Consider the following 14,607-nt stretch of genomic DNA (forward strand, 5'->3'; position numbering starts at 1 on the left):
TCCGATCGGCCGTTGATTGTTACACAATCCTGCGGCAAGCTGTCCGCATGCCCACTTCGCCCATGGAGATCCGGACGACCGGCAGCAGCACCGCCGCAGGGCGCCTGCCCGTCGCCGCCGCGATCCTCGCCGCCGTGTGTTTCGGGACGACGGGGACGGCCCACGCGCTCCTCCCGATCGAGGTGGGCTCGGTCGCGTTCGGCGCCGCCCGCATCGTCTTCGGCGGGGCGTTCCTCGTCCTGGTGTGGGCGGCGTTCGCCCGCCGCTCCGGGTCCAGGCGACCGCAACGACCACGCGCGGCGGAACTCGGGAGGCCCGCGCTCATCGTCGCCGTCGTCGTCGGCACGATCGGCGTCACCGCGTACCAGCCGTTCTTCTTCCTCGGCGTGGAGCGCAACGGTGTCGCGATCGGAACCCTCACGGCACTCGGCTCCGCACCCGCCATCACCGGCCTCCTCGAATGGGCGATCCACCGCCGGCGCCCGAGCGGCCGCTGGTTCCTGGCCACGATCGTCGCCGCAGCCGGTGTCGCCGTCCTGTCCGGGGTGACGGGCGGTGGGATCGGAACCGTCTCGGTGGACGGGCTGCTCGCATCCGTCGGTGCCGGAGCCTCCTACGCCCTGTACACGCTCTGCAGCAAGGCGCTCATCGAGCACGGGTGGACGCCGCTCGGCACCATGGCGGCACTCTTCGGCGGAGCGGCGCTCGTCTCGGTGCCGATCCTCCTCACGACCGAGACCGCATGGATCCTCACCCTCCCCGGCGCCCTCGCGGTCGCGTGGCTCGCGCTCGTGAACACGGTGGCGGGGTACCTGCTGTTCGGCTACGCGCTCGGTGGGCTGCCGGCGTCGCGGGTCGCGACGCTCACCCTCTTCGAACCCCTGACGGCGACGCTCCTCGGCATCCTGCTGCTCGGCGAGTCCTTCGGGCCGTCCACTGTCGTCGGTGCCGCGTTGCTCGTGACCGGACTCGCGATCCTCGTCGTACCGAAGCGCATCGTCCGTCGCGAGGTCGCCCGATGACCGCGGTCGACGCGGTCGCGGACGCGCTGCGGGAGGACATCCTCGACGGCCGGCTCGGCGCGGACGAGCCGTTGCGTGAGACCGCCCTCACCGCTCGGTTCGGCGTCAACCGGCATACCGTCCGGGCGGCGCTCCAGGCGCTCGCGGCGGAGCGCCTCGTGACGTTCGAGGCCTACCGCGGGGCACGGGTGCGGTCGTTCAGCGACGCCGACGTGTTCGCCCTCATGGAGTACCGGACGGCGATCGAGGCCGAGGCGGTCCGGCTGCTGCGAACGCGTGCGGAACCGTCGTCGCCCCCACCGGCCTCGATCATCGCGGCGAACGACAGTCTCCGACGCATCTGCATCGACCGACCCGGCGATCACCGCGCCATCGAGGTCGCGCACGCCGAGCTGCACCACACGATCGTCGCCGCGGCCCGGAGCCCTCGACTCAGCGAGGCGCACGCTGGACTGCTCGCCGAGCTCGGCCTGTTCATGGTGCAGCTCCGGAGCGTCCTGCCGCCCGAGGAACTCATCGACCAGCACGACCGGCTCATCCACGCGCTCAGCGGCGACCAGGGCGAGGCGGAGCTCCGCGCGCACCTCGCGCACTCGGCGGAGCAGCTCATCGCCCTCCGCCGGTCGACCCCTTGAGCCGCTCCTTCCGGTCTCTGAGCTTGTCGAAGGGCGCCTCGGTGACCGGGTTCGGCTCGGCGACAGGTCGGACCGTCAGCCTCGCGTCGAGGTGACCGCCTCCGGGCGCGACCCGGTGGCGTCGGCCACCGGTCGGACCGCGGGGTGCTCCTCGGACGGGCCCGACCACGGCAGGGTCACCGTGAACGTCGTGCCGGCGGGTGAGGAGGCGACCTCGATCGCTCCCTCGTGTCCCTCCGCAATCGACAGCGCGATCGCCAAGCCGAGGCCCGTGCTGCCGGCAGCACGGGAGCGCGACGAGTCCGCCCGGGCGAACCGGTCGAAGAGTTCGGGGAGGAAGGCCTCGTCGATGCCGGGTCCGTCGTCGGCGATCGTCAGCGAGGCGCGCTGCGGCTCGTCGCGACTCTTCGGTGCGCTGATGCGGGTGACCACGGAGGTGCCGGCCGGGGTGTGCACGGCGGCGTTCGACAGCAGGTTCACGACGAGCTGGTGCAGGCGCTCGCGGTCGCCGCGCACGATGATCGCGCGCTCCGGCACGTCGACCGACCAGTGGTGCGACGGCGCAGAGACGGCCGCGTCACTCACGGCGGCGGCGACGAGGTCGCTCAAGTCGACGTCGTCGAGGTGCAGGTCCTGCCCCTCGTCGAGCCGCGCCAGCAGGAGCAACTCGCTGACGAGCGAACTCATCCGGGTCGCCTCCGACTCGATGCGGGCGAGTGCGTGCTCCGTCATGGGCGGGAGGTTCTCGCTGTCCTGACGGGTGAGCTCGGCATAGCCCTGGATCGCGGCGAGCGGCGTCCGGAGTTCGTGGCTCGCGTCGGTGACGAACCGGCGCATGCGTTTGTCGGTCGCGGCTCGGACGGCGAGCGCGCGGTCGACGTGGTCGATGAGGCCGTTGAGCGCCTCGCCGACCTTGCCGATCTCCGTCCGAGGATCGGTGTCGGCCTGATCGACCCGCACGTCGATCCCGGTGTCGCCGCGCTCGAGTTGCAGCGTGGACACCTCCTCGGCAGCGGCGGCCACGCGCGACAACGGCCGGAGCCCGAGGCGCACCACGATGATCGCCCCGATGATGGTGACCGCGAGCGCGAGCACGGCGAGGATCGCGATGACGATCGCCTCCTGCTGCACGGCCGCCCGCGGGGTGGCGAGCGAGACGCCGGCCACGAGGGTCTCGCCGTCGCCGTGGTCGAGGAACTCGAGCCGGTAACCGCCGAGCGAACCCAACTCGATGTTCTGTCGCTCGGAGCTGTCCGCCGCGACGGCCTCCTCGATGAGCGCCTTCGTCCGCACGTCGAGCGCCGTCGCGTTGGACTGCGTGAAGCGTGCGGAGTCGACGACCCCGCCGTCCGCGACGAGCGCGATGAGCGTCCCGGGCCCGTGACCGACGTAATCCACGAACGGCTTGACGTAGCCAGGCTCACCGCGCGTGGCGTCGGGGTCCACCACGACACCCGCACCCGCCTGCTGGTCGTGGAACTTCACGACGGAGTGCTCGAAGGCCTCCATCGATCCGGTGAGCTGGGTGTCGACGACGGCCGTGACCGACGCCTCGACCGTGACGATCGTGAGGATGCCCGACACCGCGAGCACCGCTGCGATGACCGCAGCGATGCCGGTCACGAGCCGTCGCTGGAGCGTCCACGGGTGCCGTCGGTTCGCCAGCGGCGCCGGCTCGCCCGCGGTCGGAACCGATGCGGTGCTCATTCGACGGGCCGCAGCACGTACCCGACACCGCGGACGGTGTGGATCATCGGCGCCCGGTCGGCGTCGATCTTCTTGCGGAGGTAGGAGACGTAGAGGTCGACGATGCTGGCCTTGCCGGCGAAGTCGTAGTTCCACACGCGGTCGAGGATCTGGGCGCGACTCAGCACACGCTTCGGGTTGCGCATGAAGTAGCGGAGCAGCTCGAACTCCGTCGTGGTGAGCGCCACCGGCTCGCCGTCGCGGCTGACCTCGTAGCTGCGCTCGTCGAGGAAGAGCCCGCCGATCGTGATGCGGGAGTCGTCGTCGGACACGACGTGTGCCGTGCGACGCAGGAGACCGCGAAGGCGGGCCACGAGCTCCTCGAGCGAGAACGGCTTGGTCATGTAGTCGTCGCCGCCGGCGGTGAGTCCCATGATGCGGTCGTCGACCGAGTCGCGTGCGGTGAGGAACAGCGTCGGGGTGCCCGATTCCGGCTCCCCCTGCGAGAAGCTGCGGAGCTGACGGAGCACGCTCAGCCCGTCCATGTCGGGCAGCATGATGTCGAGGACCACGACGTCGGGACGTTCCGTGCGGTAGCGCTGGACGGCCTCTCGACCGTTGGTGGCGACGTCCACGACCCAGCCCTCGTAGCCGAGGGCCAGGCTCACGAGGTCGGTGAGCACCGCTTCGTCGTCGACGAGGAGGACGCGGATGGGTGAACCGTCGGCCCGGTACATCCGCGGTAGCTTGGCGAGGACCGCCCGGCGGCGCCCCGAGTCGACGATCTGCGTTGGCAGGTCGGAGGGCATGGGTCGATTATCCGTCGTCGAGCTGCGAGGCGCGGGAGCGACGGGCGATTCATAGAGGGCTCATATCTTTTCAGGCCGAGCCCATGGGTGCGGTGCCTACCGTGGAGGGCATGACCCGAGCAGAGCCCCTGGGCACGTCGTTCGCCCCCCGCCGTCGTCGCACGGCGGGCGCGACGGCCGAGCCTGCGGAGCGGGTCCGGGCCGGCCTCGCCGCTGCGGTTCGCGCTCTGCGCCCGCTCCTCCCGGCAGGTGTCTCGCGACCGCGATTCCTCCGTGGCCCGCGGATCGAGGCGCCGGTCGACGCGCACCCGATCAGCACCGACCGCCTCGTCCTGCGTCGCCACCGTCTGGAGGACGCCGAAGCCTGGTACCGCATCCAGTCCACCCCCGAGGTCGTCGAGCACCTGCCGTGGCCGGTCCGCGACCGGGAGGCATCCCGCGAGCACCTGCGCCACCGGGTCGGGCACAGCCGCCTCTGGCAGTCGGGCGACTTCCTCGCCCTGGCCGTCGAGCACGACGGACGGCTCGTCGGCGACGTCTCCCTGCACCTCCGCGAGGTCGACCCCGCCGAGCGCTCGGTCGAGATCGGCTGGGTCCTCGACCCCGCCGTCGGCGGACGGGGTCTCGCGAGCGAGGCCTCGGCGGCGATGATCGACCTGGCCTTCCGCGAGGTCGGGGCGAAGACGGTGACGGCCGTCATCGAGCCGGAGAACACCAGATCGATCGCCCTCGCCGAGCGGCTCGGCTTCCTCCGGGCGACCGCGCCGCGCCGCTCGTCGAGCATCACCTTCGCGATCACGCCCTCGCTCCTCGCCGCACGTCGCGCGGAACGCGTCGAAGCCACGCACACGGAGCCCACCGTCACACGCCCCTGATCGCCGGCGTCCCGATCGCCGAACCTGCCGGGGCTCTGAGTCTCCCCCACTCCAGCCTCGGCAGGTTCAGCCGTCGGGACGCCGTCGACGGGTGCCCCTCGAGTCACGCGTCCACAACGCATGAGGTCCTCGGCGCGTCTCCTCCGGCTGCTGCCCGACGGTGCCGACCCGCCTGCGGTCTCCTGCGTTGTGCGCAGCCCAGGGTTCCGGTCGGTTCCAATATCCTATAGGATTATCGTGATGTGCCGGCTCGCGCCGGATCGACGGACTCGATGACGAGGAGATGCAGATGACCAGGCTCTGGAACCGACCGGCCGACTTCGCGGATGAGATGGTGGACGGCTTCGTCCGAGCCAACGGACGCTGGGTGCGCAAAGTCTCCGGCGGGGTGTCGCGCTCCACGAAGTCCGCGGAACCGGAGGTCGCGCTGGTGATCGGTGGCGGATCCGGCCACTACCCCGCCTTCGCCGGCCTCGTCGGCCCGGGACTCGCCCACGGTGCGGCCATGGGCAACCTCTTCGCGTCGCCGTCCGCTCACCAGGTGGAGAGCGTCGTCCGCGCGAGCGAACAGGGTCGGGGTGTCCTCCTCAGCTACGGCAACTACGCCGGCGACGTGCTGCACTTCACCGCCGCCCAGGACGCCGTGCGCGCCGACGGCATCGACTGCCGCACGGTCACCGTGACCGACGACATCTTCAGCGCACCGCCCACCGAGCTCGAGAAGCGGCGCGGGATCGCGGGCGACCTCACCGTCTTCAAGGTCGCGGGTGGCGCTGCCTCTGGTGGGTACGCCATCGACGACGTCGAGCGCGTGGCGATCCTGGCCAACGCCCGGACCCGTTCGATGGGCGTCGCATTCTCCGGGTGCACGCTGCCCGGTGCGGACGAACCGTTGTTCTCCGTACCGGAGGGGCGGATGGCCGTCGGGCTCGGTATCCACGGCGAGCCCGGTATCGACGAGACCGACATCCCCTCCGCGGACGGACTGGCGGAGTTGTTCGTGCACCACCTCCTCGACGGGGCCGAGATCCCGGAAGGGGTCTCCGTCGACGGCGCGCGTGTCGTCCCCATCCTCAACGGCCTCGGCTCCGTGAAGTCCGAGGAGCTCTTCGTCGTCTACGACCGTGTCGCCTCCCTCCTCGAGGACACCGGGATCACGCTCGTCGACCCGCAGGTCGGCGAGTTCTGCACGAGCTTCGACATGGCCGGTGTCTCACTCACCCTCCTCTGGGTGGACGAGGAACTGGAGCGACTGTGGAGTGCCGCCGCGGACACGCCCGCGTTCCGCACGGGCGCCGTCGACTCCGGGGCGCTCGAGACCGTCGCCGCCGACGACACCGAGGATGTCACCTTCGTCGTGCCGGACGCCTCGCCCGAGTCGCAGGAGTCGGCGGCCGTCGTGGCCGACGCGATCTCCGCGATCCACGAACTCCTCGCGGAGCACGCGGACGAGCTGGGACGCCTCGACGCCATCGTCGGCGACGGCGACCACGGCATCGGCATGGACCGCGGGGCGACCGCCGCCGCCGAGGAGGCCGAGCGCCTGCGTGAGGCCGGTGCCGGCGTCGCGACGCTGCTCGACCGCTCGGGCGACGCCTGGTCCGACCGCGCCGGTGGCACCTCGGGCGCGCTGTGGGGCGTCATGCTCCGCACCCTCGGCGAGCGCCTCGGCGACGCCGAGCGCCCGACCGCCACCGCCGTGAGCGAGGGCGTGACCGCAGCGAAGGACGCCGTCATGCGCTACGGCAAGGCCTCCGTCGGCGACAAGACGCTCGTCGACGCCCTGGTCCCGTTCGCTGACACGCTCGCAGAACGCGTCACCGCCGGGGACGACCTCGCCACCGCCTGGACCGCGGCGGCGGCAGCGGCCACCGCCGCAGCACACGACACGGCCGGACTCATGCCAGGCATGGGACGAGCCCGCTCGCACGGCTCGAAGGCCGTCGGCGTCGAGGACCCCGGAGCCGTCTCCCTCGCCCTCATCGTCGAGCGCGTCGGCACCCTGCTCGCCGACCGCTGAACACCCATCCCCGACCAGACACCCCGGTCCCTGAATAGACACCCCGCTCCCTGAATAGACACCCCGCTCCCTGAAGCGACACCCCGGTCCCTGAGCTTGTCGAAGGGCCAACCACGAAAGGCACACCATGACCCGCACCTGGCGAATCGTCATCGGCTCCGATGACGCCGGTTACGACTACAAGGAGATCCTCAAGCGAGACCTCGAGGCGAGCGACCTCGTCGCCTCCGTGGTCGACGTCGGGGTCGACGCCGACGGCCACACCAACTACCCGACGGTCGCGGTGACCGCGGCCGAGATCGTCGCCCGCGGGGAGGCCGACCGCGCGCTGCTCATCTGCGGCACGGGCCTCGGCGTCGCGATCGCGGCGAACAAGGTCCAGGGCATCCGAGCCGTCACCGCACACGACGGTTTCTCCGTCGAACGCGGAGTGCTCTCGAACGATGCCCAGGTGCTCTGCATGGGCCAGCGCGTCGTCGGCATCGAACTCGCCCGCCGCAACGTGCGCGAATGGCTCACCTACGAGTTCGACGCCTCGAGCGCGTCGAACGACAAGGTGCAGGAGATCAGCGCGTACGAAGCGTCCTGATGGCGGAGGGTACGCACCCCATACTCGTCGGCGTGAGTCTGAAGATGTACTTCGGGCACGCGCAGACGCTCGACTGGTGCTCGGTCGTCGCGGGGGTGTCGGCCGAGCACCACGCCATCCGATCCGGAGCGGCGGAGCTGTTCGTCATCCCCGGGTACCTCTCGGTGACCGGCGCGGTGGAACGGCTCCGCGGCGTCGCGTCCGTGGGGGCTCAAGACCTCGCGACCGAGGACACCGGGGCGTTCACCGGTGAGGTGAGCGGCGCGGAGCTCCGCGAGGTCGGCTGCGAGGTCGTCGAGGTCGGGCACGCGGAGCGGCGCCGACTGTTCGGTGAGACGCCCGACGTCGTCCGCGCGAAGACGACCGCCGCGCTCCGCAACGGTCTCGCGCCGGTGCTGTGCATCGGGGAGGCCGAGCACGGAGACGCCGAAGTGGCGGCTGTTGAATGCGTCACGCAGCTCGACGACGCCCTGGCGGGGGCGGTCGCCGCCGGGATCGTGGGCCGCGTCATCGTCGCCTATGAACCGCACTGGGCCATCGGAGCCACCGAGGCCGCGAGTCCAGCCCACATCCGCACGGTGTGCTCCAGGCTCCGCGACCACCTCGACACGCTCGCCGCGAGGGGTCTGGTCGGCACCTCCTCGGCCGTCATCTACGGCGGCAGCGCCGGACCCGGCCTGCTCACGACGATCGGCGACGCGGTCGACGGGGTCTTCCTCGGTCGCTTCGCCCACGACCCGGCGGCCCTCTCGCTGGTGCTCGACGAGGTGGCCGGCCTCGACCGCGCGCGCTCCGACCTGCCGCGATGACACCTGGCGGCCCCGTAAACTGGTCCTCGACGATCATCGCGGCCGCTCGACCGGAGGTCCCCCTCCGTGACGACGCCTCGAGCACACCCTTCGGAGCCTGCCGTGGTTGATGCCGTGTTCCCGCTCGGCGCCTCCTCCTCGCTCGAGCGCCGTGGTCTGCGCGACCGCGTCTACGAGCTGGTGCTCGACATGCTCCTGAGCTCCGGCATCGAGCCGGGTGCCCGCCTGTCGATCGACGCCATCGCCCGCGACCTCGACGTCTCGCCGACGCCGGTCCGCGAAGCGCTCGTCCAGCTGGAGCGCACCGGGCTCGTCACCCGGGTCACCCACAAGGGCTACCGGGTGGCACCGCCGCTCGCCGACGACCAGCTCGAGTCACTGTTCGACGCCCGCATCGTGCTCGAGAGCGGCGCCACCGCACTGGCCGCCGCCCACGCCGACGAGCTCCTCCCAGCGCTCGAGGTCGCCCTCGCCCAGCACGTCGAGATGACCGCCAGCGTGCGCGCCGCGGCGTCGGCCGGTGAGATCCCCGTCGCGCTCCTCCGCGAGTACTTCGCAGTGGACTGGAACTTCCACCACCTCATCTTCGAGGGCACCCGCAACCCGTTCCTCCTCGACATGTCCGAGGGCATCTCCACCCGCGTGCACCGCATGCGCCAGACGGTCGAGACGGGCGTCACCGACGCCGACCAGGCGGTCGTCGAGCACCGTGCCATCCTGGACGCGTTCTCCGACGGCCCCGAGGCCGCCGCGGCGGCCATGCGCTCGCACATCGAGCTCGTGCGCACCCGCGCCCGCAGCGACGCCGAGCACTGAGCCCCACCGCTCCGGTCCCCGAGCCGCCCTCCTCCGGTCCCTGAGCCTGTCGAAGGGCGCAGAACGGGGCCGACCGCCTGAGCGATCGACCCCGTCCGGGTGGTGCGTCGTGACTAGTGGGCCGTGCGCGTCGCCGTCGTCTCAAGCAGCTCGTCCGCCTTCGCCCCACGGAAGAACCGGGTGCAGTAGAGCATCACCGCCGCGAGGAAGGCGAACACCCCGAGCGAGACCACGCCCCACACGCCGCTGTCGGTCGGCACGCTCTCGTTGATGCCGGTGCGCATGATCGGGGCGACGAAGCCGCCGAGGTTACCGAGCGAGTTGATGAGGCCGATGCCCGCCGCTGCAGCCGTTCCGGTGAGGAACGCCGTCGGGTAGGCCCACGTGATCGGCCCGACCGAGAGGAAGCTCGCCACCGCGATGGTGATGAACAGGATGCCGAGGAACGGCTGGTTGTTCGCGCCCGCCCAGGCGGAGGCCAGGATGAACACGCCGGTGGAGATGTAGAACATCGTTCCCCAGGTGCGACGACGGACGACCGTGTTCGCGTTCCGGCCCACGTAGTAGCAGGCGAACAGACCCACGAGCCACGGGATGGCCGCCACGAGACCGACCTGCCAGCCGACGTCCTGACCGATGAGGTTCGAGACCTGCTGCGGCAGGTAGAAGGTCGTGCCGTACACCGCGATCTGCAGGCAGAAGTAGATGATGGTGAAGTACCACACCTTCCAACTCGTCATCGCCTTCGCGATACCGGTCGGGCCGTCCGACTGCCGCACGGTGTCCTCGCGTTCCATCGCGGCCGTCAACGAGTCCTTCTCCTGTTGGTCCAGCCACTTCGCCTGCTGTGGCGAGTTCGTGAGGAAGTAGAGCGCTGCGAAGCCGGCGAGGACCGCGAGCAAGCCCTCGGCGAAGAACATCACCTGCCAGCCGTGCCACGGGGTCAGGGCGTCGCCGAAGCTGATGAGGCCACCACTCAGCGGGGCGCCGAGCATCTGCGAGAACGGCTGCGCCAGGTAGAAGATCGAGAACATCTGGACGCGGACCTTGTTCGGGAACCACTCCGAGAGGAACATGATGACGCCGGGGAAGAGCCCGGCCTCGGTCACGCCGAGCAGGAAGCGCAGGACGATGAACATCGTGTCGTTCGTCGTGAAGGCGAACAGGGCGGCGACGATGCCCCAGGTCACCGCGATGCGGGCGAGCCAGAACCGGGCGCCGAACTTCTTCAGCAGCAGATTGCTCGGGATCTCGAAGATCGCGTAGCCGATGAAGAAGATGCCGGCGCCGAGGGCGAAGGCACCGTTCGAGATGCCGCGGTCGACGCTGAGCGCCTCCTCGGCGAAGCCGACGTTCGTGCGGTCCAGGAACGCGACGAAGTAGAGGATGACGAGCATCGGCATGAGGTGCTTCGACGCCTTGCGGATCGCCGACTTCAGCGCCGGATCGTTGGTCGATCCGATCGCCGGCGGATTGGGTGTGGACAAGACACTCTCCTTTGAGATGACTGGTGCGGGTGGGTGCTGCTGGTGCTACTGCTGCTGCTGGCGGTGGTCAGGAGACCATCGAGGGGATGATCATCCAGAGGCCGACGCCGACGAAGACGACGCCGAGACCGAGGAAGATCAACCGGGATTTGGTCCACTGACCGGTGAGGTGCTGCATGGTGCTGCTCCGTTCGCTCGTGGTGCGTGGGGTGGATCAGTGCATGTAGAGGCCGCCGTCGACGTTCAGCGTCTGACCGGTGACGAAGCCGGCGTCCTCACTGATGAGGTAGGCGATGGCGGCGGCGATGTCGCGTGGGGTGCCGATGCGGGGCAGGACGCCGTCGGCGGCCATGGCCGTCTTGCGCTCCTCGGTGAGGGTGCCGCCCATGATGTCGGTGTCGATGGGTCCGGGCGAGATGGCGTTGACCGTGATGCCGTCGTGGCCGAGCTCGCGGGCGACGCTGCGGGTGAAGCCGATCACGCCGGCCTTCGCCGCCGAGTAGGCCGTCTTGCTGAAGGTGCCGCCGCCGCGCTGGGCGGAGACGGACGACAGGCTGACGACGCGACCGACGCCGTTCGACACCATCGACTCGACCGCACGACGGGTCGTGTAGTGGACGCCGTTGAGGTTGATGTCGATGACGCGCTTCCACTCGTCGGCGCTCACCTCGAGGTAGGGCACCGGTGAAGCGACGCCCGCGAGGTTCACGAGGGCGACGAGCTGCGGGAGTGACGCTTCGAGCGCGTCGAACGCGGCACGCACCTGCGCCTCGTCGGCGACGTTCGCGCCGGCACCCGCCGCCTGCACCCCGTGCTGCTCCGCGATCTCGGCGGCGACCGCCTGCGCCGCAGCCTCATCGAGGTCGATGATCCCGATGTTCCAGCCGAGTTCGGCGAGGTGGTGGGCGGAGGCGCGACCGATGCCGCGCGGGGAGGCTGCTCCGGTGAGGACGACGGTCTTGGATTCGGGGAAGCTGGTGGCGGTCATGGCCGGCCTTTCTGCGTGGGGGTGGTGAAGTCGGTGTCCGATCGAGCGGGACGGTGCGCCCGGTCGGCGCGGCGCGGCGCTCAGTTGATGGGTGCGGGGCCGAGCTCGTCCATGAGCTGCTTGATCGCGACGTAGGCCTTGTTGCGGTAGGCGATCAGCTCGGGCGTGCGGTCGGCCGGGACGTCGAGGTAGCCGGCACCCGACTTGGTGCCGAACTTGCCGGCGTCGACGAGCTCCTTGAGGGAGTCTGGCGTGGCGAACCGCTCCGGCCACCGGGTCTGGAGCGAGGCGTAGCAGAAGGAGTAGACGTCGAGCCCGGCCATGTCGGCGATGGCGAAGGGGCCGAAGACGGGCAGCCGGAAGCCGAAGGTGGTGCGGACGATCGTGTCGATGTCCTCGGGTGTCGCGACGCCCTCCTCGACGAGCTGCGTCGCCTCGTGGAACAGCGCGTACTGCAGGCGGTTGAGCACGAAGCCGGTGGCGTCCTTGACGCGGGCGGTCTCCTTGCCGGTCGCTGCGACGATCTCCTCGACGGTGGCGATCGCCGCGTCGGCGGTGGTCTCGTGCGGGATGAGTTCGACACCGGGGATGAATGGGGCCGGGTTCGAGAAGTGGACGCCGAGGAACCGCTCCGGGTTCGTGACGGCCTCGGCGAGCGAACCGATGAGGATGGTCGAGGTGTTCGAGCCGATGATGGCGTCGGGCGAGGCGGCGGCGCTGATGCGACGGAGGGTCTCGTGCTTGATCTCGATCTTCTCGGGCACGGCCTCCTCGATGAAGTCGGCTCCGGTGACGGCCTCCTCGATGGACGCGGCGGGCGAGACGTTAGCGCGGATCCGCTCCACGGCGTCGGCGGGGAAGAGTCCGTCGGCGACGAACTGCTCGGCCTCGGCGATGAGGCGGTCGTAGTTCTTGCGCGCGATCTCCTCGGAGATGTCGGCGATGCGGACGGTGGCGCCGGACAGCGCGAGCACCTGGGCGATGCCGCCGCCCATGTAGCCCGATCCGACGACGGCGATGGTGTGTGTGGTCATGATGAAGCTCTCCTGTGGTCGTCTGGATCAGGCCTGCGGCAGCAGGGTCCTGATGTACTTCTGGTTGGTGGCGCACATGCCGAGGCTGTCGCCGCCGTAATGCTCGGCCAGGATGATGCCGTTGAAGCCGAGCTCGACGGCATCGCGGAAGACCTGTCGGTAGTTGATGAGCCCGGCCTCCATGGTGGAGGGCACGGACGTCGCCCAGCTGCCGTCGGCCGCCTCGTCGCGGGTGTAGTTCTTCACGTGCATGTAGTTGGCGTAGGGCAGGGTCTTGGCGAACAGCTCTCGCCAGTCCTCGACGGGACGGTGGAGGCGGATGAGGTTCGCGACGTCGGGGTTCAGGCCGACGTTGTCGAGCCCGACCTCCTCCACGAACCGGACCGCGCTGTCGGCGGTGCCGAGGTAGGTGTCCTCGTAGAGCTCGAGTGCGAGCGGCAGGCCGACCTCGGCCGCGTGCTTGCCGAGCTCGCGGATGCGGCTGACGGCGGCGTTCCAGACCTCGGGGTCGTCGGGGTCCTTCGGGCCCTGCGCGGTCCAGAACCAGAGCGCATCGCGCTGCGCCTCGTTGAACGGCTGGTGCAGGCCGGTGGAGAAGACCTGCATCCCCCACTCGGCGGCAGCGTCGATCGTGCGGTGCGCGTATTCGAGGTTGCGTTCCTCGTGGCCCGGCATGATCACGCTCTGCCGCTGCAGGTGGACGGACGGTACGCCGACACCGTGCGACTTCGCGATGGCGAGGAACTCGTCTCGACGCGAGGGCTCGAGATCGGCGGGCCGGACGTGACTGTCGGGCAGTTCAGCGAGGGTGAAGCCAACGCCGGCGACCTGCGCGAAGAGGTCGTCCCAGGCTTCGGGTTCCGCGTCGTGCAGGGAGACGCCGTTGCGATCGACGGGCGGGATGCCGTGCAGGCAGGTGGCGATGGGCCAGGTGTCGGCGGTCCATCGGGGGGTCGACGCGGTCACGGTCGTATCCGTCATGATGCTCCATTGCGCTCAGGGACTACTCGGGGCTGGTGCTCCCGGTCAAAAAGATCCTATAGGAAATAGTAAAGTGTTTCCACGAATGCGCAAGGGCACTTCGACAGGCTCAGTGACCGGCGGAGGGGAGGCGAGCTTGGCGAGGTGCGACGACGGGGCTCAGCCGCCGAGGATGTCCCAGTCCTCGTCGTCCGCGTCGGCGATGCCGCCCGCGATGAACGCCTCGCCGGCCTCGATGGCACGATCGCGCACGCCGACCAGCAACTCCTCGAGCGACCCGGCCGAGAGGAACCGCATCTGGTCGAGCTCACTCACCGGGGCGATACCCGCGAGCTGCCACGACGATTCCAGCGGGTCGTCGGCGAGTTCCACGACCGAGGCCCACTGCTGTTCACTGAACTCGCTGGCGACGGCGAGCGACCGTCGCACCGCCGCCTCCGTCTCGTCGCGGAGCCGCTCGAACTCGTCGTCCCACTCCAGGTCGTCGAGCGGACGGATCTCGGCGCGTGGGTACGGGTCGTCGGGCAACCAGTCGGTCACCTCGAAGCGCTGACCGCCCTCGGCGATCACCGCGACGAAGCCCTCGCCGCCGTCGACCTCGACGATCTCGGCCACGGTCCCGGTGCGGAACCGGTGCTCGCCGCCGCCCGTCTCGCGCCCGCGCTCGATGAGCACCACCCCGAACGCCGGGTCCTCGGCCTCGAGCAGGTGGGCGAGCATGGTGAGGTAGCGCTCCTCGAAGAGCCGCAGAGCGAGCGGCATGTGCGGGAACAACACGGAGCCGAGCGGGAACATCGGCAGTTCGAGGACCGGGAGTCCGGATGCCCAGGGCTCGGCACTGGAGGAGTCGGTCATG

The 14,607-nt window shown here is 70.2% G+C and carries 14 protein-coding genes; 7 read left to right on the forward strand and 7 right to left on the reverse strand.

Translation table 11 applies throughout. The features are described 5' to 3' along the window. Positions 1–47: 47 nt before the first annotated feature. Together QRN19_RS09000 and QRN19_RS09005 are read left to right on the forward strand one after the other, a co-directional pair. A complete protein-coding gene (locus QRN19_RS09000; RefSeq protein WP_285026454.1) occupies positions 48–1,022 on the forward strand; it encodes a DMT family transporter in 975 nt (324 codons plus the stop codon). After that, positions 1,019–1,657: a GntR family transcriptional regulator gene (locus QRN19_RS09005; RefSeq protein WP_285026456.1), complete on the forward strand. Its 639-nt coding sequence runs from the start codon at positions 1,019–1,021 to the stop codon at positions 1,655–1,657. Before QRN19_RS09000 ends, QRN19_RS09005 begins: the two co-directional genes overlap by 4 nt. Before the next feature lie 75 nt (positions 1,658–1,732). Here QRN19_RS09005 and QRN19_RS09010 read toward each other — a convergent pair whose 3' ends face one another. Together QRN19_RS09010 and QRN19_RS09015 are read right to left on the reverse strand one after the other, a co-directional pair. Continuing rightward, positions 1,733–3,364 carry a sensor histidine kinase gene (locus QRN19_RS09010; RefSeq protein ID WP_285026458.1) on the reverse strand — a complete coding sequence of 544 codons (1,632 nt, stop codon included), beginning with the start codon at positions 3,362–3,364 and terminating at the stop codon, positions 1,733–1,735. Beyond that, positions 3,361–4,152 (reverse strand): response regulator transcription factor, encoded by a 792-nt coding sequence (locus QRN19_RS09015; protein ID WP_064295688.1) that lies wholly within the window; start codon positions 4,150–4,152, stop codon positions 3,361–3,363. Before QRN19_RS09015 ends, QRN19_RS09010 begins: the two co-directional genes overlap by 4 nt. 110 nt (positions 4,153–4,262) lie before the next feature. On the opposite strand from QRN19_RS09015, the gene QRN19_RS09020 reads away from it, so the two are divergent. From QRN19_RS09020 to QRN19_RS09040, 5 genes are all read left to right on the forward strand, one after another. Beyond that, positions 4,263–5,027 (forward strand): GNAT family N-acetyltransferase, encoded by a 765-nt coding sequence (locus QRN19_RS09020; protein WP_285026459.1) that lies wholly within the window; start codon positions 4,263–4,265, stop codon positions 5,025–5,027. Positions 5,028–5,316: 289 nt separating this feature from the next. Continuing rightward, positions 5,317–7,047, forward strand: a complete 1,731-nt coding sequence (locus QRN19_RS09025; RefSeq protein ID WP_285026460.1) for a dihydroxyacetone kinase family protein — start codon at positions 5,317–5,319, stop codon at positions 7,045–7,047. A gap of 127 nt (positions 7,048–7,174) precedes the next feature. Continuing rightward, entirely contained in the window at positions 7,175–7,636 is a 462-nt protein-coding gene (locus QRN19_RS09030; RefSeq protein WP_071258616.1) for a ribose-5-phosphate isomerase, read from the forward strand. A 32-nt stretch (positions 7,637–7,668) separates the two neighbouring features. Further along, positions 7,669–8,445 carry a triose-phosphate isomerase family protein gene (locus QRN19_RS09035; RefSeq protein WP_285026462.1) on the forward strand — a complete coding sequence of 259 codons (777 nt, stop codon included), beginning with the start codon at positions 7,669–7,671 and terminating at the stop codon, positions 8,443–8,445. 102 nt (positions 8,446–8,547) lie between these two features. Then, complete coding sequence (locus tag QRN19_RS09040; RefSeq protein ID WP_285026463.1) at positions 8,548–9,261, forward strand: GntR family transcriptional regulator; 714 nt, start codon at positions 8,548–8,550, stop codon at positions 9,259–9,261. 113 nt (positions 9,262–9,374) lie between these two features. Here QRN19_RS09040 and QRN19_RS09045 read toward each other — a convergent pair whose 3' ends face one another. The 5 genes from QRN19_RS09045 to QRN19_RS09065 form a co-directional block, all read right to left on the reverse strand. Then, on the reverse strand, positions 9,375–10,748 hold the full coding sequence (locus tag QRN19_RS09045; protein ID WP_285026465.1) for an MFS transporter: 1,374 nt from the start codon (positions 10,746–10,748) through the stop codon (positions 9,375–9,377). A gap of 214 nt (positions 10,749–10,962) precedes the next feature. Further along, the gene (locus tag QRN19_RS09050; protein ID WP_285026466.1) at positions 10,963–11,736 is read right to left on the reverse strand and encodes an SDR family NAD(P)-dependent oxidoreductase; all 774 of its coding nucleotides are present in this window, start codon (positions 11,734–11,736) and stop codon (positions 10,963–10,965) included. An 80-nt stretch (positions 11,737–11,816) separates the two neighbouring features. Further along, positions 11,817–12,770, reverse strand: coding sequence for a 3-hydroxyacyl-CoA dehydrogenase family protein (locus tag QRN19_RS09055; protein ID WP_079706602.1), 954 nt, complete (start codon positions 12,768–12,770; stop codon positions 11,817–11,819). Positions 12,771–12,797: 27 nt separating this feature from the next. Then, complete coding sequence (locus QRN19_RS09060) at positions 12,798–13,751, reverse strand: sugar phosphate isomerase/epimerase family protein (RefSeq protein ID WP_285026468.1); 954 nt, start codon at positions 13,749–13,751, stop codon at positions 12,798–12,800. 159 nt (positions 13,752–13,910) lie between these two features. After that, positions 13,911–14,606 (reverse strand): LON peptidase substrate-binding domain-containing protein, encoded by a 696-nt coding sequence (locus tag QRN19_RS09065; RefSeq protein ID WP_285026470.1) that lies wholly within the window; start codon positions 14,604–14,606, stop codon positions 13,911–13,913. Position 14,607 lies beyond the last annotated feature (1 nt).

It is taken from the genome of Plantibacter sp. ME-Dv--P-122b (assembly GCF_030209375.1).
GTDB lineage: Bacteria > Actinomycetota > Actinomycetes > Actinomycetales > Microbacteriaceae > Plantibacter.